This window comes from Mycobacterium sp. NGS62 (genome assembly GCF_059812285.1).
The window spans coordinates 15,020-32,199 of sequence record NZ_JCALCK010000002.1 but is presented as its reverse complement, the minus strand read 5'-3'; the positions used below and the strand labels follow the sequence as shown (position 1 = coordinate 32,199).

General features: G+C 68.2%; 17 protein-coding genes. 9 read left to right on the top strand and 8 right to left on the bottom strand.

The window, feature by feature from the left end:
• Positions 1-9: 9 nt before the first annotated feature.
• The 3 genes from AC5Y49_RS04910 to AC5Y49_RS04900 form a co-directional block, all read right to left on the bottom strand.
• Positions 10-1,113: a TobH protein gene (locus AC5Y49_RS04910; RefSeq protein ID WP_499884688.1), complete on the bottom strand. Its 1,104-nt coding sequence runs from the start codon at positions 1,111-1,113 to the stop codon at positions 10-12.
• Positions 1,110-2,510 (bottom strand): phosphomannomutase/phosphoglucomutase, encoded by a 1,401-nt coding sequence (locus tag AC5Y49_RS04905; RefSeq protein ID WP_499884687.1) that lies wholly within the window; start codon positions 2,508-2,510, stop codon positions 1,110-1,112. Before AC5Y49_RS04905 ends, AC5Y49_RS04910 begins: the two co-directional genes overlap by 4 nt.
• A gap of 96 nt (positions 2,511-2,606) precedes the next feature.
• Positions 2,607-3,038: a DUF3499 domain-containing protein gene (locus AC5Y49_RS04900; protein ID WP_499884686.1), complete on the bottom strand. Its 432-nt coding sequence runs from the start codon at positions 3,036-3,038 to the stop codon at positions 2,607-2,609.
• A gap of 152 nt (positions 3,039-3,190) precedes the next feature.
• Here AC5Y49_RS04900 and AC5Y49_RS04895 point away from each other — a divergent pair, with 152 nt between their 5' ends.
• Entirely contained in the window at positions 3,191-3,613 is a 423-nt protein-coding gene (locus AC5Y49_RS04895; protein WP_499886231.1) for a metallopeptidase family protein, read from the top strand.
• A 10-nt stretch (positions 3,614-3,623) separates the two neighbouring features.
• Here the strand turns inward: AC5Y49_RS04895 and AC5Y49_RS04890 are convergent, their stop codons facing one another.
• A complete protein-coding gene (locus AC5Y49_RS04890) occupies positions 3,624-3,956 on the bottom strand; it encodes a WhiB family transcriptional regulator (RefSeq protein ID WP_499886229.1) in 333 nt (110 codons plus the stop codon).
• A 378-nt stretch (positions 3,957-4,334) separates the two neighbouring features.
• On the opposite strand from AC5Y49_RS04890, the gene cofD reads away from it, so the two are divergent.
• From cofD to AC5Y49_RS04875, 3 genes are read left to right on the top strand one after another with little or no spacing between them, the layout of a single operon-like run.
• On the top strand, positions 4,335-5,324 hold the full coding sequence (gene cofD / locus AC5Y49_RS04885; protein WP_499884685.1) for a 2-phospho-L-lactate transferase: 990 nt from the start codon (positions 4,335-4,337) through the stop codon (positions 5,322-5,324).
• Positions 5,321-6,694 (top strand): coenzyme F420-0:L-glutamate ligase, encoded by a 1,374-nt coding sequence (locus tag AC5Y49_RS04880; protein WP_499884684.1) that lies wholly within the window; start codon positions 5,321-5,323, stop codon positions 6,692-6,694. Before cofD ends, AC5Y49_RS04880 begins: the two co-directional genes overlap by 4 nt.
• The gene (locus AC5Y49_RS04875; protein ID WP_499884683.1) at positions 6,691-7,284 is read left to right on the top strand and encodes an NUDIX hydrolase; all 594 of its coding nucleotides are present in this window, start codon (positions 6,691-6,693) and stop codon (positions 7,282-7,284) included. The genes AC5Y49_RS04880 and AC5Y49_RS04875 overlap by 4 nt, the downstream gene beginning before the upstream one ends.
• On the opposite strand, the gene AC5Y49_RS04870 is transcribed toward AC5Y49_RS04875, so the two are convergent.
• Positions 7,233-8,744, bottom strand: a complete 1,512-nt coding sequence (locus AC5Y49_RS04870; protein ID WP_499884682.1) for an HNH endonuclease signature motif containing protein — start codon at positions 8,742-8,744, stop codon at positions 7,233-7,235. The two genes, AC5Y49_RS04875 and AC5Y49_RS04870, sit on opposite strands and share 52 nt — an antisense overlap.
• 86 nt (positions 8,745-8,830) lie before the next feature.
• Here AC5Y49_RS04870 and AC5Y49_RS04865 point away from each other — a divergent pair, with 86 nt between their 5' ends.
• Positions 8,831-9,175 (top strand): transposase, encoded by a 345-nt coding sequence (locus AC5Y49_RS04865; RefSeq protein ID WP_499884681.1) that lies wholly within the window; start codon positions 8,831-8,833, stop codon positions 9,173-9,175.
• A 261-nt stretch (positions 9,176-9,436) separates the two neighbouring features.
• On the opposite strand, the gene manB is transcribed toward AC5Y49_RS04865, so the two are convergent.
• From manB to rfbD, 3 genes are read right to left on the bottom strand one after another with little or no spacing between them, the layout of a single operon-like run.
• Positions 9,437-10,510: a mannose-1-phosphate guanylyltransferase gene (manB, locus tag AC5Y49_RS04860; RefSeq protein ID WP_499884680.1), complete on the bottom strand. Its 1,074-nt coding sequence runs from the start codon at positions 10,508-10,510 to the stop codon at positions 9,437-9,439.
• 2 nt (positions 10,511-10,512) lie between these two features.
• On the bottom strand, positions 10,513-11,382 hold the full coding sequence (locus AC5Y49_RS04855) for a glycosyltransferase family 2 protein (RefSeq protein ID WP_499884679.1): 870 nt from the start codon (positions 11,380-11,382) through the stop codon (positions 10,513-10,515).
• Between the two features lie 16 nt (positions 11,383-11,398).
• A complete protein-coding gene (gene rfbD / locus AC5Y49_RS04850) occupies positions 11,399-12,268 on the bottom strand; it encodes a dTDP-4-dehydrorhamnose reductase (protein WP_499884678.1) in 870 nt (289 codons plus the stop codon).
• 77 nt (positions 12,269-12,345) lie between these two features.
• Between rfbD and AC5Y49_RS04845 the strand changes: the two genes are divergently transcribed.
• The 4 genes from AC5Y49_RS04845 to ctpC all read left to right on the top strand — a co-directional run bounded on the left by AC5Y49_RS04845 (position 12,346) and on the right by ctpC (position 17,168).
• Positions 12,346-13,809 (top strand): LCP family protein, encoded by a 1,464-nt coding sequence (locus AC5Y49_RS04845; protein WP_499884677.1) that lies wholly within the window; start codon positions 12,346-12,348, stop codon positions 13,807-13,809.
• A gap of 34 nt (positions 13,810-13,843) precedes the next feature.
• The gene (locus AC5Y49_RS04840; RefSeq protein WP_499886227.1) at positions 13,844-14,521 is read left to right on the top strand and encodes a TIGR03089 family protein; all 678 of its coding nucleotides are present in this window, start codon (positions 13,844-13,846) and stop codon (positions 14,519-14,521) included.
• A 181-nt stretch (positions 14,522-14,702) separates the two neighbouring features.
• Complete coding sequence (locus tag AC5Y49_RS04835; RefSeq protein WP_499884676.1) at positions 14,703-14,981, top strand: DUF1490 family protein; 279 nt, start codon at positions 14,703-14,705, stop codon at positions 14,979-14,981.
• A gap of 9 nt (positions 14,982-14,990) precedes the next feature.
• Positions 14,991-17,168 carry a manganese-exporting P-type ATPase CtpC gene (ctpC, locus tag AC5Y49_RS04830; protein ID WP_499884675.1) on the top strand — a complete coding sequence of 726 codons (2,178 nt, stop codon included), beginning with the start codon at positions 14,991-14,993 and terminating at the stop codon, positions 17,166-17,168.
• The last annotated feature ends 12 nt before the right edge of the window (positions 17,169-17,180 follow it).

Below are 17,180 nucleotides of genomic sequence, written 5' to 3'. Positions count from 1 at the left end.
TTCTGTCGTCTATTCCCCCAGCAGGCGCAGGTAAACCGCGGCCATCTCCAACCGAACAGCCAATACTGCCAGCTGATGCTCGGGCCGCTGCGAACCGAGCGGGCTCGACGGCCCGCCGGTCACCTCGGTGGCATCAGGCGCGTCGGGCACATCCTCCGCGCCCACGACGTCGACGTCCTCGAGGCGGCCGACTCTGGCCGCGACCACCGTCCGCTCGGCGGCCAGCGTCAGAGCCAGCACCCGCAGCCGCTCGGGCACCGGCCCGTCGATCTGGTCGTCGTGAAACAGCGCGTCGGCCGGATCCCGGAATCCGGGCGGCAGCCCGGTGCGTAGCGCGATCAGCGCATCCCCCAGGCCGGTCGCGGCGACCACCCGATGACCGGTCCGCAGTAGCGCCGAAGACCCGTGCCGGGCCAGCGCCAGTGTCGCCGCACAGTCGCCGGCCAGCGCGACACGGCGCCCCGATATCCGCGCGGCCAGCGCCTTGGCCGGATTGGTGAACAATTCACGCCCGGCGCTGTTGCGCAACGCCTCGGCGTCCAGCTCGTCGGCCAGCGCAGCCAAGTCGGTGCGCAGGCCGGCGTCGACGCTGTGCAACGCGGCCAGGCCGGCGGCCAGGTACCGGGGCAAGCCGAACTCCTCGGGAACCGGCAACCGTGGCTCGAGCACCGCCACCCGCCCGGCCGTGATGTCGCGTAGCGGGCCTTCGTAGGGTGCTGCGACCACGACCCGCGCGCCGCGGCGAACGCCGGTGGCGGCAGCGCCCACCAGCGCCGGATCGCCGGGGTCGTCGCCGGCCACGACCAGCACGTCGAGCGCGCCGACCCAGGGCGGGGCCTCCGCGGCGAGCACGATCGGCTCGGCGGCCGACCGGCCCAGCGTCGCGGCCAGCAGGCTGCCCGCGGTCTCGGCGGTGCCGCGGCCGGCCACCCAGATCACCGTGCGGGAACGATCTTCGCCGCGCACCGGATCCAGGGCGCCCTCGTCGATCGCCGCGGCCGTCGCGCGCACCTGCGCTCCCGCCATCGACGCCGCACGCAGCAACCCGTCATGGTCGGCGGCGATCAGGGCGTCGGCGTCGTCGAGGTCGATGGTGGCGTGAGTGGCGTTCACGTGAGGGCCTGAGTCTGCCCGGCGATGTCGGCATTGATCTGAGCGCTGACCTGTTGCACCACCGCGTCGACGTCCTCGGCGCAGCGGCCCTCCACGTTGAGCCGCAACAGCGGCTCGGTGTTGGAGCTGCGCAGGTTGAACCAGCTACCGTCGCCCAGGTCCACCGTCACCCCGTCCAGGTGGTCGATGGAGTGGATATGGGTGCCGAAAGACTTCAGGACCGCCTCGGTGGCCGACGCGGCGTCGGCGACGGTGAAGTTGATCTCGCCCGAGGATTCGTACCGCTGGTAGTCGGCGGTGAGTTCCGACAGCGGCCGCTGCTGCTCGCCGAGCGCAGCCAGCACATACAGTGCAGCCAGCATCCCGGAATCAGCGCCCCAAAAGTCGCGGAAGTAATAGTGCGCGGAGTGCTCGCCGCCGAAGATCGCACCGGTGTCGGCCATCAGCGCCTTGATGTAGGAGTGCCCGACCCGGGAGCGCACCGGTGTGCCGCCGCGCTCCACCACCAATTCGGGCACCGCACGGGAAGTGATCAAGTTGTGAATGACGGTCGCGCCGATTTCTCGGGTGAGCTCGCGAGCGGCGACCAGTGCGGTCACCGTCGACGGCGACACCGGCCGGCCGCGCTCGTCGACCACGAAACACCGGTCGGCGTCCCCGTCGAAGGCCAGGCCGATATCGGCTTCGCTGGTCTGCACATGCTTTTGCAGGTCCACCAGATTTGCCGGGTCCAGCGGGTTGGCCTCATGGTTGGGGAAGGTGCCGTCGAGCTCGAAGTACAACGGCGACAGCGTGATCGACTCGATGGCCCCGAGCACCGCCGGCGCGGTGTGGCCGGCCATGCCGTTGCCGGCGTCGACGGCCACCCGCAATGGACGCAGTCCGGAGGTGTCTACCAACGAGCGCAGGAAGGCGCCGTAGTCGGCGAGCACGTCCTGCTCGGTGATACTGCCCGGCGCGCCGTCGTAATGCGGGACGCCGGCGACGAGATCGTCGCGGATGGCGGTCAACCCGGTGTCGGCACCGACCGGCTTGGCCCCGGCCCGGCACATCTTGATGCCGTTGTAGGCGGCCGGGTTATGGCTGGCGGTGAACATCGCCCCGGGGCAGTCCAACTTGCCGGAGGCGAAGTAGAGCTGATCGGTGGATGCCAGGCCGATGCGGACGACGTCGAGACCCTGCTCGGTGACCCCTGTCGCGAAGGCATTTGCCAACGACGGTGAGCTGTCCCGCATGTCGTAGCCGATGACGACCCGCCCCGCCTCGTCGTCGCGTACCAGCCTGGCGAAGGCTGCGCCGACGTCGGCGGCAAACGATTCGTCGATCTCGTCGTCGACCAAGCCCCGCACGTCATAAGCCTTGATCACACGGTTGACAGCCGCGGCGGGCCGAGACATGAAAAGGCTCCTGACTATGGGGACTCTTGGCCGTCAGCTTAGCCCGGCGAGGATGCATGCCGGGTCGGCCCGCAAGCGTGCGGGCGATCGATCGTATTAATCGGCGGGGTCGGGAAGCACCCGCAGGTGACCGCGGCGACGCCCGGTGCCGGCGGGCCGTTGCGCGGTCGACGCCAGCACGCCGCCGTCGGGCAGCGCGGGCGACACACCGCCGTTGTGAGCCTCGGAAAACCCGTTGACCGGTGGTCCGCTCGCCACCACCTCGCGGCCCTCACGCACGGCCTCGGCCAACGCGATCAAGTCGTCGTCGTCGGAATAGAGGGGCAGCGGGCCGGCATGCCGGACGAGCTCCCACCCACGCGGCGCGGTGATACGGCTGGCGTGGCTGACGCACAGGTCCCAGGAGTGTGGCTCACGCGCGGTCGCGAGCGGGCCAACCACCGCCGTCGAGTCCGAGTAGACGAACGTCAGCGTCGCCACCGCGTAGTGCGGGCACCCCGGCCGACAGCAGCGACGCGGAAGATTCACGTTCGGAAGGCTATCGCGCCCAAAGGCCCCCACAGCGGCGGACACGCGCATTGCGGTCGGTCGCGATTCCCAACCGTTACCATCGGCGCGTGAGCGATTCGCGCAGCTCCGGCCGGTCGGTACGCAGACCGGTTTCCCGCCGCGGCCGCGATATGCGCGGTCCCCTGCTGCCGCCGACGGTGCCGGGATGGCGCACGCGCGGCGAGCGGTTCGATATGGCGGTGCTCGAGGCCTACGAGCCCATCGAGCGCCGCTGGCAGGAGCGGTTGTCGGGGCTGGACGTGGCGGTCGACGAGATCCCGCGGATCTCGGCCAAGGATCCCGCCAGCGTGCAGTGGCCGCCCGAGGTGGTCGCCGACGGGCCCATCGCGCTGGCCAGGTTGATCCCCGCCGGTGTCGACGTGCGAGGCAGCGCCACCCGGGCGCGGATCGTATTGTTCCGCAAGCCGATCGAGCGACGAGCCAAAGACACTGTCGAACTGGCTGACTTGCTGCACGAGATTCTGGTGGCGCAGGTGGCCACCTATCTGGACGTCGAACCCTCGGTCATCGACCCGACGATCGACGACGAGTAGCCCCGCGCGGCTAGATGATGCCGCGCTTGAGGCGGCGGCGTTCCCGTTCGGAAAGGCCACCCCAGATGCCGAAGCGCTCGTCGTGCGCCAAGGCGTACTCCAGGCACTCGGTACGCACCTCGCAGCCCAGGCAGATCTTCTTGGCTTCGCGAGTGGAGCCGCCCTTTTCGGGAAAGAACGCCTCGGGGTCGGTTTGCGCGCACAAGGCGCGGTCTTGCCATTGGTCGGGTGTAACCGGCGCCGGCTCAAAGACTTCCGGCGCTTCGGGCACCAAACTCAAATGGGGTCGTGCGGTGGCCCCCATCATCGCCGAGCCGGCAGTGGTGTGCGGTGTGCTTCCCATTAGGCCCCGAAGGTGTTCATAGGACATGCTCCGCCTCCTCACCTGGTTTCGTTGATCGTGAATGTCGCCACTGTTTTGATGTGCGGCCATCTCGATTCGAACAAACGATCGAATCTCGGTCTGCGACACCGAATCCGGCCGGCTAACCGGGAAATGACACTGATGAGATTACACACGTGTTAGCACCGCAGGTCAAGCGATTGGCCGGAATTCCATATCATCTCGTGACCATTTTTTGATGGCACTGCCCCGGTTGACCCTCCGCGTGTCGGGCGCGGAGTGGTCGTCGACGCGTCTGCGCGGACCCGACCACCTCGCCGTCGCGTGCCTCACGCCGCCGTGCGGCGGGCATCCTCGCCGGGCGTACTGTCGTGCGATGTGAAGGTCACGGTTCTCGTTGGCGGGGTCGGCGGCGCCCGCTTCCTCATCGGTGTGCAACGGCTGCTGGGCCTGGGCCAATTTGCCTCCGGGCCGGCAGGCGACCAGCACGAACTGACCGCGATCGTCAACATCGGCGACGACGCCTGGATGCACGGCGTGCGTATCTGCCCGGACCTGGACACCTGCATGTACACCCTGGGCGGCGGCGTCGACCCACAGCGCGGCTGGGGTCATCGCGACGAAACCTGGCACGCCAAGGAGGAACTGGTGCGCTACGGCGTGCAGCCGGACTGGTTCGAGCTTGGTGACCGCGATTTGGCGACCCACTTGGTGCGTACCCAGATGCTGCGGGCCGGCTATCCGCTGTCACAGATCACCGCGGCGCTGTGCGACCGGTGGCAACCGGGGGCAACGCTGTTGCCGGTCAGCGACGACCGCTGCGAAACCCATGTGGTCATCACCGATCCCACCGACGGCGACCAACGCGCGATCCACTTCCAGGAATGGTGGGTGCGCTATCGCGCCCAGGTGCCCACCCACAGCTTCGCCTTTGTTGGCGCCGAAAAGGCGCAGGCGACAACCGAAGTCGTGGATGCGATCGCCGATGCCGATATCGTCCTGCTGGCGCCGTCCAACCCGGTGGTGAGCATCGGTGCCCTCCTGGCCATTCCCGGCGTCCGCGGTGCGTTGCGATCGACCAGTGCTCCCGTCGTCGGCTACTCCCCCATTGTCGGTGGAAAACCACTGCGCGGCATGGCCCATGAGTGCCTGACCGTCATCGGCGTGCCATCCACCGCCGAAGCGGTAGGTCGGCACTACGGCTCGCGTGCAGCCACCGGCATCCTGGATTGCTGGCTGATCCACGATGGTGACCATGCCGACATCGACGGTGTGGCGGTGCGCTCGATACCACTGCTGATGGCCGATCCCGATGCGACGGCGCAGATGGTCAGCGCCGGTTTGGAACTCGCAGGCGTGGCGGCGTGACCCCCGACGCCAAGCCAGAGCAGCGCAGCGCTCGCGAGCACGGCAGCGCGTCGGCGGTCGAAATCTTGCCCGTCACCGGCCTTCCTGAATTCCGCCCGGGCGACGATTTGAGCGCCGGGATCGCCGCGGCCGCACCCTGGCTGCGCGACGGCGACGTGGTCGTGGTCACCAGCAAGGTGGTGTCCAAGTGCGAAGGCCGACTGGTCCCAGCGCCCGACGACCCGGATGCACGGGACACGTTGCGGCGCAAGCTTGTCGACAGCGAGGCGGTGCGAGTACTGGCCCGCAAGGGCCGCACATTGATCACCGAGAACCGACAGGGACTGGTGCAGGCCGCCGCAGGCGTGGACGGCTCGAACGTCGGCGCCGCGGAGCTGGCACTGTTGCCCGTCGACCCGGACGCCAGCGCCGCGGCGTTGCGCGCCCAGCTGCACGAGCGGCTGGGAATCACCGTCGCCGTGGTGATCACTGACACCATGGGTCGCGCTTGGCGCAACGGGCAGATCGACGCCACCGTCGGTTCGGCGGGTTTGGCCGTGCTACACAACTATGCCGGTGCCGTCGACCCGCACGGCAACGAGTTGGTCGTCACCGAAGTCGCCGTGGCCGACGAGATCGCGGCGGCCGCCGATCTGGTCAAGGGCAAACTGACCGCGATCCCGGTGGCCGTGGTGCGCGGCCTGCCCGTACTCGACGACGGCTCGACGGCGCGGCACCTGGTTCGGCCGGGCACCGAAGACCTGTTTTGGCTCGGCACCGCCGAAGCGCTGGAGCAGGGCCGCCGGCAAGCTCAGCTGCTGCGCCGCTCGGTACGCCAATTCGCCGACGAACCGGTACCGCCGCACCTGGTCGAGGCCGCTGTCGCCGAGGCGCTCACCGCACCCGCTCCCCACCACACCCGGCCGGTGCGGTTCGTGTGGCTGCAGACCACCTCGACCCGCACCCGCCTGCTGGACCGCCTGCGCGACAAGTGGCGCACCGACCTGGCCGGTGACGGCAAGCCCGCCGATGCCATCGAGCGGCGAGTGGCGCGCGGTCAGATCCTCTACGACGCACCGGAAGTCATCGTCCCGATGCTGGCCCCCGACGGCGCGCACAGCTACCCCGACGCTGTCCGCACCGATGCCGAGCGCACCATGTTCACCGTCGCCGTGGGCGCGGCGGTGCAAGGGCTGCTGGTCGCCTTGGCGGTACGCGGGCTGGGCAGCTGCTGGATCGGCTCGACGATCTTTGCCGCCGACCTGGTTCGCGACGAGCTGGCACTTCCGGGCGATTGGGAGCCGTTGGGCGCCATCGCGATCGGCTACCCGGCGCAGCCGCAGGAGCCCAAAGATCCGGTACCCGTCGCCGATCTGCTGGTGCGCAAGTGAGCGTGCGGGACTCCGCGATCACGCTGCTATCCGATTGGCAGGCACCGGATCCGGCGCAGGACGCACTGCGGCATGCTGTGCTGGCCTTCCTGTATGCCCGCGAGGACGCCTGCCGCCGGGAGTGCGTGCCCGGGCACATCACCGCCTCCGCGCTGGTGCTCGATCACGCCGGCGCCCAGGTGCTGCTCACCCTGCATCCGCGGCTGGGCCGCTGGGTTCAGCTGGGCGGGCACTGCGAAGACAGCGACGACGACATCCTAGCTGCGGCGCTGCGGGAGGCTACCGAGGAATCCGGTGTCGCGGGCCTGCGGCTTGCACCCGATCTCGCTGCCGTGCATGTACATCCGGTCACCTGCTCGCTGGGGGTGCCGACCCGCCACCTCGACCTGCAGTTCGTCGCACACGCGCCGCCGGATGCGCAGATCGTCGTCAGCGACGAATCAGATGATCTGCGGTGGTGGCCGGCCGACGCCTTGCCGCCAGGCAGCGACGCCGCGCTGGCGTATCTGGTCGCCCGGGCCTCGAGCGTGGGCTCAACTCAGAACGGTGGTGGTTCGTCGTCTGGATCGGGTGGGGGCAGTCCGAAGTAGCTCATGCGCTCGTCGCGCCGTGTTGCGCGGGCGTCGTGGTTGGCTCGGCGTTCGGCGGCGATGCGGTGGGCTCGGTTTTGGGCGCGGGTGCGGCGGCGTTTGGGCATCATCGCGGTGCGCTCGCCGCAATAATCATCCGGGAGATCGGCTTCGATGGCCGGGACGCCGCCGGTGGAGTGGCACAAGCTGGGAAACAGCAGCGCACTGCCCGGCGTGGTGACATAGGTCTGCCCCGAAGGCGACGTCAAGATCAGTGTGCCGTCGGGCAACTGCTGATCACGCCAACCCCAGAACGTCTTCACCAAATGATGTGTGCGGCAATAACATTTGAGATTCGACGCATGCGTGGGCCCGCCAACGGCGAACGGGATCGTATGATCAAGATCGCAGTCGACTGCCGGCCGGTCGCAGCCCGGCCAGCGACACGTCAAATCCCGGCACCGCACAAAATCCGCCAGCGCCTTCGAAGCCACATACCCCGACTCGGGTGGCGCATCGCCTGGGTGAACCAACGGCACCAGCTTGGCCGTTGTGGCCAGCTCCGCCACCAATTCAGCCGGGATCAGCCCATCGGCACCGACCTGCGAAGCCACCGCTGAGCCGCTGCCGCAGATCGCGGCCTGCTCGGCGATCACGTGGATCACGACTGGCGTGGCAGCAGGCCGCTTTCCCGCAGCACAATCAGATCGCCCACACCGACAGCCCAGTCGATCAGCGTGTGCGGCCAGCGCACCCAACGCGTCAGCACGGCGCTGATCGCGGCTACGCGGATCATGCTCACACACCGTGGCAGCAAGTGCATCCAGCTGCTTGTCGAGAGCATGCGCATCGGAGGTCAGCAGGCTGCCATGAATCTCGGAGATACCTCCGTCGCCGTCGCCGATCCAAATCTCTCGATCACCCTGACGCTTATTGCGCCGCCGGACAGCATCGGCGTCGGCGCGCGCCACGATCTTGTCGATCTGCCCGGCAAGCCGCCCCTGGGTCATCGACGGCCAGCGCGGCACATTGACGGCCAGTTGCCCGTCCACCGTCGCCAACACGTCGCGATCGGTAATCAAATCGGTGCGAAACACGATCGTCTGAAACACCCGATAGTCGATATCACCGGCCTCGAACACCTCTGCCAGCTTCGGCAGCCGCTCGCGCATGGCCCGCGCATACCGCAACCGGCTTCCCGCCAACCCCTGGCTGATCCGCAGCGCCGCGGCCACCTCCGCAGTCACCGCCTCTTCGGTATCGATGGCCCATTCTTCGGTGTTGGAACAGCGCGACAACCGGTAGCCGAACAGCTCCCCGATCGCGACCAGCTGGGCAGCGGCCGCCTGATTCTCCGCCCGCGCCGACCCGCAGATCCGGTCCACCAGCGCGGTCGACTCTGGTGTGGTCGAGGGATGACGCCGCTCAAACAGCTCATCAAACCGGGCGATCACCGCCAACCGCGCCGCTTCATCGAACATACATTCGAGTATAGCAGACTCCACTGACTCAAACTTTTTGGCAGGGCCGTCGGCAAGGATGGCGGCAGGGCTGAAAGGGGTCTGGGATGGCTAGGTCGCGGCGGTCGAAGGTGTCGGCCGAGGACAAGACGCGGATCGTGTTGTCGGTGCTTACCGGGGAGATGACAGGGGCCGAGGCCGCGCGGCGGTGCGGGGTCAGTGCGGTCCAGGTGACCAAGTGGAAACACCAGTTCCTCGAAGCCGGGGCGACCCGGATGGAAGAAGTCCCCGGTGGGCCGGCGGGCCGGGCCGGCAGTCCCGAGCAACGCCGGTTGCGGATGGAAAACGAGCAGCTCAAGCTTGCATTGGCCGAAGCCACGGTGCAGTTGCGGATCTGGCAACGGGGTGCGATGTTCGCCGACCAGGTCCCTTCGCAGACCTCGAAACCCTAAGAGAAGCAGCGGGTCTGCCGGTTTCGAGGTACGCGCCATTGACTGGAATCCCCGAGCGCACCTACCGGCGGCGACGAGCCCAACTGCGACACTGGCAACCAGCCAAGGGGCCCTGGCCGGCTCCTGTGGTCGACCGCATCGAAGCGCTGGCGGCCAAGTACGCCGCGACATGGCCGGCATGGGGCTACCGCAAAATCGCTGCGTTGATGCGGGCTGACGGTCACGACGTGTCGAACTCCCGGACGTCGGGAAAGCCAACACCTAGACGTCGGTCGAGTAGCGGATCCCGCCGTCGGGGATCGAGACACCGGGCCACACCCGGGCGCCACGCAGCAGCTCGCAGCGGGCGCCGATGTCGGCGCCGTCGCCGATTACGCCGTCGCGGATCAGCGCCCGCGGACCGATCCGGGCGCCGAAGCCGATGATCGAGCGCTCGATCACGCTGCCCGCCTCGATCCGCGCTCCGTCGAAGATCACCGCGCCGTCCAACCGGGCGCCGGGGCCGATCTCGGCGCCCCGCCCGACGACCGTGCCGCCGATCAACAGCGCGCCGGGCGACACCGCCGCGCCGTCGTGCACCAACTGTTCGCCGCGATGCCCGTGTAGCGCCGGCGACGGCGCAATGCCTCGCACCAAATCCGCCGAGCCGCGCACGAAATCCTCCGGCGTGCCCATATCCCGCCAGTAGCTCGTGTCGACGTAGCCGCACACTTTCACCCCGTCGGAGAGCAGCGCCGGGAACACCTCGCGCTCCACCGAGACTTCCCGGCCGCGCGGAATCCGGTCGATGGTCTCGCGGGAGAACACGTAGCAGCCGGCGTTGATCTGGTCGGTCGGCGGATCCTGTGTCTTCTCCAAAAACGCGGTGACTCGGCTGTTTTCAGTGGTGACGCAACCAAACGCCCGCGGGTCGGAGACCCGCACCAAATGCAGAGTCAGGTCAGCCTCGTTGGTGCGGTGGAAATCCAGCAGCTGCCCCAGGTCGGCGCCGGAGAGCACATCCCCGTTGAACACCATCACGGTGTCGTGGCGCAACCGCGGCGCAACGTTGGCGATACCGCCGCCGGTGCCCAGCGGATGCTCTTCGGTGACGTATTCGATCTGCAAACCGAGTTTGGAGCCGTCGCCGAACTCCGCCTCGAACACCGCCGGCTGATAGGACGTGCCCAGGATGACGTGCTCGATACCGGCCGCGGCGATCCGCGACAGCAGGTGGGTGACGAACGGCAGCCCGGCGGTCGGCAGCATCGGCTTGGGCGCCGACAGCGTCAGCGGCCGTAGTCGGGTGCCCTTGCCACCCACGAGCACAACCGCGTCGACTTGGGGGTTCGCCACCGTCATCCTTCTTTCAGGTTGCGCCGCGAGCTACGCACCTGCAGCCGCGCACGCACCTTCAACCCGCTCCGCATGGCCCGGCGCAGCGGGGCGCGCCACCACCCAGAATGCCGGTCGGCGAGGAATCTATAGGTGCTTTCGTGGTGGGCAACCAGGTTGCGGGCCGCATCGCGTCCAGCGGCGTGGCCCTTGTGATGCAGCACTTCGGCCGACGGGACGTAGACGTTCAGCCAGCCGGCCCTGCCGAGCCGGTCGCCCAAATCGACGTCCTCCATGTACATGAAGTAGCGCTCGTCGAAACCGCCGATCTGATCGAAGGCCGCGCGGCGCACCAAAAGACACGCCCCCGACAGCCAGCCCACCGCCCGCTCGGTGGGCTCCAGCCGCTGCTGGCGGTACGCCGTCGACCACGGGTTGTCGCGCCACAGCGGGCCGACGACGGCGTGCATGCCGCCCCGGACCAGGCTCGGCAGATGCCGCGCCGACGGATACACCGACCCGTCGGGTTCGCGGATCAGCGGGCCCAGCGTGCCCGCGTGCGGCCACCGGGCGGCGGCGTCCAGCAACGCGTCGATGCTGCCGGGACCCCACTGCACGTCCGGGTTGGCCACGATCAGCCATTCCTCACCGTCGCCCAATTGGGCGACCCCGCGGTTCACTGCGGTGCCGTAGCCGAGGTTGGCGCCCGTCGAGAACATCCGCACGTTCGGGTACCGCTCGAGCGCCGCCTGCGGCGCCCCGTCGGTCGAGCCGTTGTCGGCCATCAGCACGCTCACCGGCCGCTCGGTGGCCAGCGACAGCGAAGCCAAAAACCGGTCCAGATGCGGGCCCGGCGAATAGGTCACCGTCACGACCGACAGGACGTCACTCACCCGTAGAGGGTATCGGTCAGGCGTCAACGGCCACGGACAGCGCTTGGCTCAACGCCTCCCGCCACGGCCGCAGCGGCGAGAGGCCCGCCTGCGCGGAGACCCGGCCCGACAGCGCGGTGTAGGGCGGTCGCGGCGCCGGCCGCGGCATGCGGTCGCTGCTCACCGGGCGGATGCGTTCGGGATCGGCGCCGACGCCCTCGAACACCGCGCGGGCCTGCTCGAACCGGGAGACGGCGCCCTGGTTGGCGGCGTGCACCAGCGGGGCGTCCACCCCGCCGTCGGCCACCTGCAGCAACGCGCCCACCAGGTCACCGGCATAGGTCGGTGAGCCGATCTGGTCGTCGACCACGTCCAAGGTGCCGTCGCCGCCGGCCAACCGGCGCATGGTGGCGACGAAGTCCTTGCCGGCGGCGCCGGTGTAGACCCAGGCGGTGCGCACCACGGTGGCCTCCGGCAGCGCCGCCAGCACGGCCAGTTCGCCGGACAATTTGGTACGCCCGTACACGCTCAGCGGCGCGGTCTGATCGCCCGGCTCGTAGGGGTGCGGCGCCGAGCCGCCGAAGTCGCCGCTGAACACGTAGTCGGTGGAGATATGGATCAGTTGCGCACCCACCCGTGCACACGTCCGCGCAAGGTGCCCGGGCCCGTCCGTGTTGACCGCATGCGCGGTCTGCTCGTCGCTTTCGGCCCCGTCGACGTCGGTGTAGGCCGCACAGTTGACGACCACGTCGCCGCTTTCGATGAACCGGTCGGCGGCGGCCGGGTCGGTGATGTCCCACTGTGACGAGGTCAGCGCCAGCACGTCCCGTCCCTGCTGGCCGGCCTGTTCTGCCAGCAAGCTGCCGACCTGCCCACCGGCGCCGGTGATCACGATCCTGCCCTCCACGGTCACAAGTCTGGCACGCCCCGGGCACGCCGAAGCCCGGGCTACCCGCGATACAGCTGTGGCGTAAGTAATCTAATGTGATGCCTGCGGAACGTGTGGTTCGTGTGGTTGCGACCGTGATGGCCGTCGTCGTCGTGCTCGGCACCGGGGTGGCGTGGAGCAGAATCCGGTCGTTCGAGGACGGGATCTTTCACGTCTTCGCTCCCTCACTGGGCCAGGGCGGCGACGACGGCGCCATCGACATCCTGCTGGTCGGCATGGACAGCCGCACCGACGCCCACGGCAACCCGCTGAGCGCCGAGGAATTGGCAACGCTTCGGGCCGGCGACGAGGTCGCCACCAACACCGACACGATCATCTTGGTCCGGGTGCCCAACAGCGGGAAGTCAGCCACCGCAATCTCGATTCCGCGCGACACCTATGTGCAGGCGCCCGGGCTGGGCAAGACGAAAATCAACGGCGTCTACGGCCAGGTCAAGGAAGAAAAGCGGGTCAGCCTGGTCGAATCGGGGATCGACGCGGCCGAGGCCGAGAGCCGTGGAACCGAAGCCGGCCGGGAGGCCCTGATCAAGACGGTCGCCGACCTCACCGGCGTCACGGTCGACCACTACGCCGAAATCGGGCTGTTGGGATTCGCGTTGATCACCGATGCGCTCGGCGGAGTCAATGTGTGCCTCAAAGAGCCAGTGTACGAACCACTTTCCGGCGCAGACTTCCCGGCCGGATGGCAGAAGCTCAACGGCCCGCAAGCGCTGAGCTTTGTCCGCCAACGGCACGACCTACCGCGCGGTGACCTCGACCGGGTGGTGCGCCAGCAGGTGGTGATGGCGTCGCTGGCCCATCAGGTGATCTCCGGCAAGACGCTGTCCAGTCCGGCCATTCTAGGCCGGCTCCAAGGCGCCATTCAGCGCTCGGTGGTGCTGTCTTCCGGTTGGGACATCATGGATTTCGTGAAGCAGCTGGAGAAGCTGGCCGGCGGGAACGTAGCCTTCGCCACCATTCCGGTGCTCGACGAGTCGGGCTGGAGCGACGACGGCATGCACAGCGTGGTGCGGGTGAACCCGAGTCAGGTTCAAGACTGGGTCGCGGGCCTGCTGCACAACCAAGACGAGGGCAAGACCGAGGAGATCGCGTACACACCGTCCAAGACCACCGCCAACGTCCTCAACGACACCGACATCAACGGGCTGGCCGCGGCGGTCTCAGAAGTGTTGGCAGCCAAGGGTTTCAATAGTGGCGGTGTCGCCAATAACGACGCGGGACACGTGACCGGCAGTCAGGTGCAGGCCGCCAAGGCCGACGACTTGGGTGCGCAGGCGGTCGCCAAAGATCTCGGCGGACTGCCCGTCATCGCCAATGCGTCGGTGCCGCCGGGGTCGGTGCGGGTGGTGCTGGCCAACGATTACACCGGTCCGGGGTCCGGGCTGGACGGCAGCGTGATGCCGATGGCGGCCTCGAACGCGGGCGCCAGCGACAGTACCGCTCCCCCGCCGTCACCGATCCTGACCGCCGGGTCGGACAATCCGGAGTGTGTCAACTAAAGCGATCAACCTCAGCGAGGCGATTCTCGGCCCGATGCTGCGCGCCGATCCGGTCGGCCCGCGCATCACCTACTACGACGACGCGACCGGCGAGCGCATCGAGCTCTCCGCGGTGACGCTGGCCAACTGGGCCGCCAAGACCGGCAACCTGCTGCGCGACGAGTTGGGCGGTGGGCCGGCCAGCCGGGTGGCAGTCCTGCTGCCGGCCCATTGGCAGACGGCGGCGGTGCTGTTCGGCGTGTGGTGGATCGGCGCCGAAGTGCTGCTCGGCGGGCCCGAGGCAGACATCGCGCTGTGCACCGCGGCCCGACTCGACGAGGCCGACGCCACCGGCGCCGCCGAGGTCGCGGTGATGTCGCTGGATGCGTTCGGCCGCCCGGCGCCCGACCTGCCGATCGGTGTCACCGACTACGCGACCGCGGTGCGCGTCCACGGTGACCAAATCGTCGCCGAACCGCACCCCGGCCCCGCTCTGGCGGGCCGATCAGCCGACGACATGCTCGCCGACTGCGAAACTTCTGCTGCCGCAAGAGGTCTGACGGAATCGGACCGGGTACTTTCCACCGCCGCGTGGGACCAGCCGACGGGGCTGATCGACGGCTTGCTGGCGGTCTTGGCGGTCGGCGGGTCGCTGGTGCAGGTGGCCAACCCCGATGCCGCGGCGCTGCCGCGCAAGGTGGAGACCGAGAAAGTCACCCGCGTCCTCGAGTAGTCCTCATGAAGGCGACAGCCTAAGACCATCAACATCGATGCGATAAAGCCGATTCCGCTACGCCCGCATGCGCATCCGGCGGGTCCCAATCCATGTTGATATGGCAATGTTTTGATGTTAACGTCGGCAGAAAGCCGGATGAACTCGTGCCGGGCAAAAAAGAACGGGAGGAAGGTTAGTAATGCTGCATGGGCTATTGGGCAAGGCGGGTGCTGCGGTATTTACCGGGCTGGTCGGGGTGAGTGCCTATGAGGTTTTGAAGAAGGCGGTGGGCAAGGCTCCGGTTCGGCGCGCCGCGGTCGCGGCGACGGAGGTGGGATTGCGCGGGACTCGGCGCGCTGAGGTGGTAGCGGAGTCGGCCCGGCTGAAAGCCGCCGATGTGGTGGCCGAGGCCCGCGAGCGCATCGGTGAAGAGGTACCTCCGCCAGCGGCCTCCGACGTCCACGACCACGACCACTGACCGCTGGATATGGCTGTTGCCAATGATGCTGCGCTAGGGGTTGTTTCGGAGGCGGCCGGGCGGATGCGGGTCGTCGTCCCATGGGTTCGCTCGGATTCGCGTCGTGCCGTTGCGGTCGAGGAGTCGGTGGGCCGCCAGCACGGTGTGCGGGCGGTGCACGCCTATCCGCATACCGGATCGGTGGTCGTGTGGTATTCGCCCAAGCGCTGCGACCGCGCTGCGGTGCTGGCGGCGGTCGACAGTGCGGCCCATGTCGCGGCCGAGTTGATACCGGTGCGCTCCCCGCGGTCGGCCGATGTGCGCAACACCGATGTGTTGCGCATGGTGATCGGTGGGGCGGCGCTGGCCTTATTGGGTATGCGCCGCTACGGCTTCCGGCGACCGCCGCTGCTGGGCCCGACCGGTCAGCTAGTCGCGACCGGCGCGACGGTGTTCATGGGTTACCCGTTCTTCCGCGGCGCGCTGCGGTCGCTGCGTTCGGGTCGCGCCGGCACCGATGCGTTGGTAACGGCGGCAACGGTGGCCAGCCTCATCCTGCGCGAGAATGTGGTCGCCCTGACCGTGCTGTGGCTGCTCAACATCGGCGAATATTTGCAGGATCTCACGGTGCGGCGGACCCGGCGGGCCATCTCCGAGCTGCTGCGCGGCACCGCCGACACCGCATGGATTCGCCTGGACGATGGCACCGAGGTCCAGGTGCCGATCGATACGGTGGAGATCGGCGACGCTGTGGTGGTCCACGACCATGTGGCGATACCGGTCGATGGCGAGGTGATCGACGGGGAGGCGATTGTCGACCAGTCCGCGATCACTGGGGAAAACCTGCCGGTCAGCATCGTCGTCGGGTCCAACGTGCATGCCGGTTCGGTAGTGGTGCGCGGCCGGCTGGTGGTGCGCGCCAGCGCGGTGGGCAGCCAAACCGTTATTGGCCGCATCGTCACCCGGGTCGAAGAGGCCCAGCTCGACCGGGCACCGATTCAAACCGTCGGCGAGAATTTCTCCCGCCGCTTCGTGCCCGCATCGTTCATCCTTTCCGCGATCACCTTGATGCTCACCGGCGACGTTCGGCGCGCGATGACCATGCTTTTGATCGCCTGCCCGTGCGCGGTGGGGTTGTCTACGCCCACGGCAATCAGCGCCGCGATCGGCAACGGGGCGCGCCGCGGCATCCTGATCAAGGGCGGCTCACACCTCGAGCAGGCCGGTCGGGTGGACGCGATCGTGTTCGACAAGACCGGCACGCTGACTGTTGGGCGCCCGGTAGTGACGAATATCATTGCGATCCATAAGGATTGGGAGCCCGAGCAGGTGCTCGCATATGCGGCCAGCTCGGAGATCCATTCTCGTCATCCGCTGGCCGCGGCGGTGATCCGCTCGACCGAAGAACGCCGCATCATCATTCCGCCGCATGAGGAATGCGAGGTGCTGGTGGGCCTTGGAATGCGCACCTGGGCCGACGGGCGGATTTTGCTATTGGGCAGCCCGTCGCTGATGCGCGAGGAACGTGTGCGGGTGTCGAAGAAGGCAACGGAGTGGGTCGACAAGCTGCGGCGCGAGGCCGAGACCCCGCTGTTGCTGGCGGTGGACGGCAAGTTGGTGGGGTTGATCAGCCTGCGTGATGAGGTCCGCCGCGAGTCGGCTGATGTTGTGAAGAAGCTGCGGGACAAGGGAGTTCGCCGAATTGTCATGCTGACCGGCGATCATGCCGAGACCGCCGAGGCGGTCGCACGTGAACTGGGCATCGACGAGTGGCGCGCCGAGGTGTTGCCGGATGACAAACTCGAAGTGGTACGCCAGCTCCAGAACGAGGGCCACGTTGTCGGGATGGTCGGCGACGGCGTCAACGACGCCCCGGCGCTGGCGACCGCCGACATCGGGATCGCCATGGGCCTGGCCGGAACCGACGTCGCGGTGGAAACCGCCGACATCGCATTGGCCAACGACAACCTGCAACGCCTCCTCGACGTGCCAGACCTGGGCGCACGAGCGGTCAAGGTCATCCGCCAGAACTACGGCATGTCCATCGCGGTCAACGCCACCGGGCTGCTCATCGGCGCCGGCGGCGCACTATCCCCCGTGCTCGCGGCGATCATGCACAACGCGTCATCGGTGGCGGTTGTCACCAACAGTTCCCGGCTGATCCGATACCGCCTGGCAGAAGCCACAGGGACCACGGCACCGGCGTGACCCACGGCGCCC

Coding starts and splice junctions, on each gene's coding strand:
- AC5Y49_RS04870 (WP_499884682.1), bottom strand. CDS start 8,744: ATGTTCGATGAAGCGGCGCGGTTGGCGGTGATCGCCCGGTTTGATGAG.
- AC5Y49_RS04840 (WP_499886227.1), top strand. CDS start 13,844: ATGCTGCGCGCCGATCCGGTCGGCCCGCGCATCACCTACTACGACGAC.
- ctpC (WP_499884675.1), top strand. CDS start 14,991: ATGGCTGTTGCCAATGATGCTGCGCTAGGGGTTGTTTCGGAGGCGGCC.
- AC5Y49_RS04835 (WP_499884676.1), top strand. CDS start 14,703: ATGCTGCATGGGCTATTGGGCAAGGCGGGTGCTGCGGTATTTACCGGG.
- AC5Y49_RS04890 (WP_499886229.1), bottom strand. CDS start 3,956: ATGGGAAGCACACCGCACACCACTGCCGGCTCGGCGATGATGGGGGCC.
- AC5Y49_RS04895 (WP_499886231.1), top strand. CDS start 3,191: ATGCGCGGTCCCCTGCTGCCGCCGACGGTGCCGGGATGGCGCACGCGC.
- AC5Y49_RS04905 (WP_499884687.1), bottom strand. CDS start 2,510: ATGTCTCGGCCCGCCGCGGCTGTCAACCGTGTGATCAAGGCTTATGAC.
- AC5Y49_RS04865 (WP_499884681.1), top strand. CDS start 8,831: ATGGCTAGGTCGCGGCGGTCGAAGGTGTCGGCCGAGGACAAGACGCGG.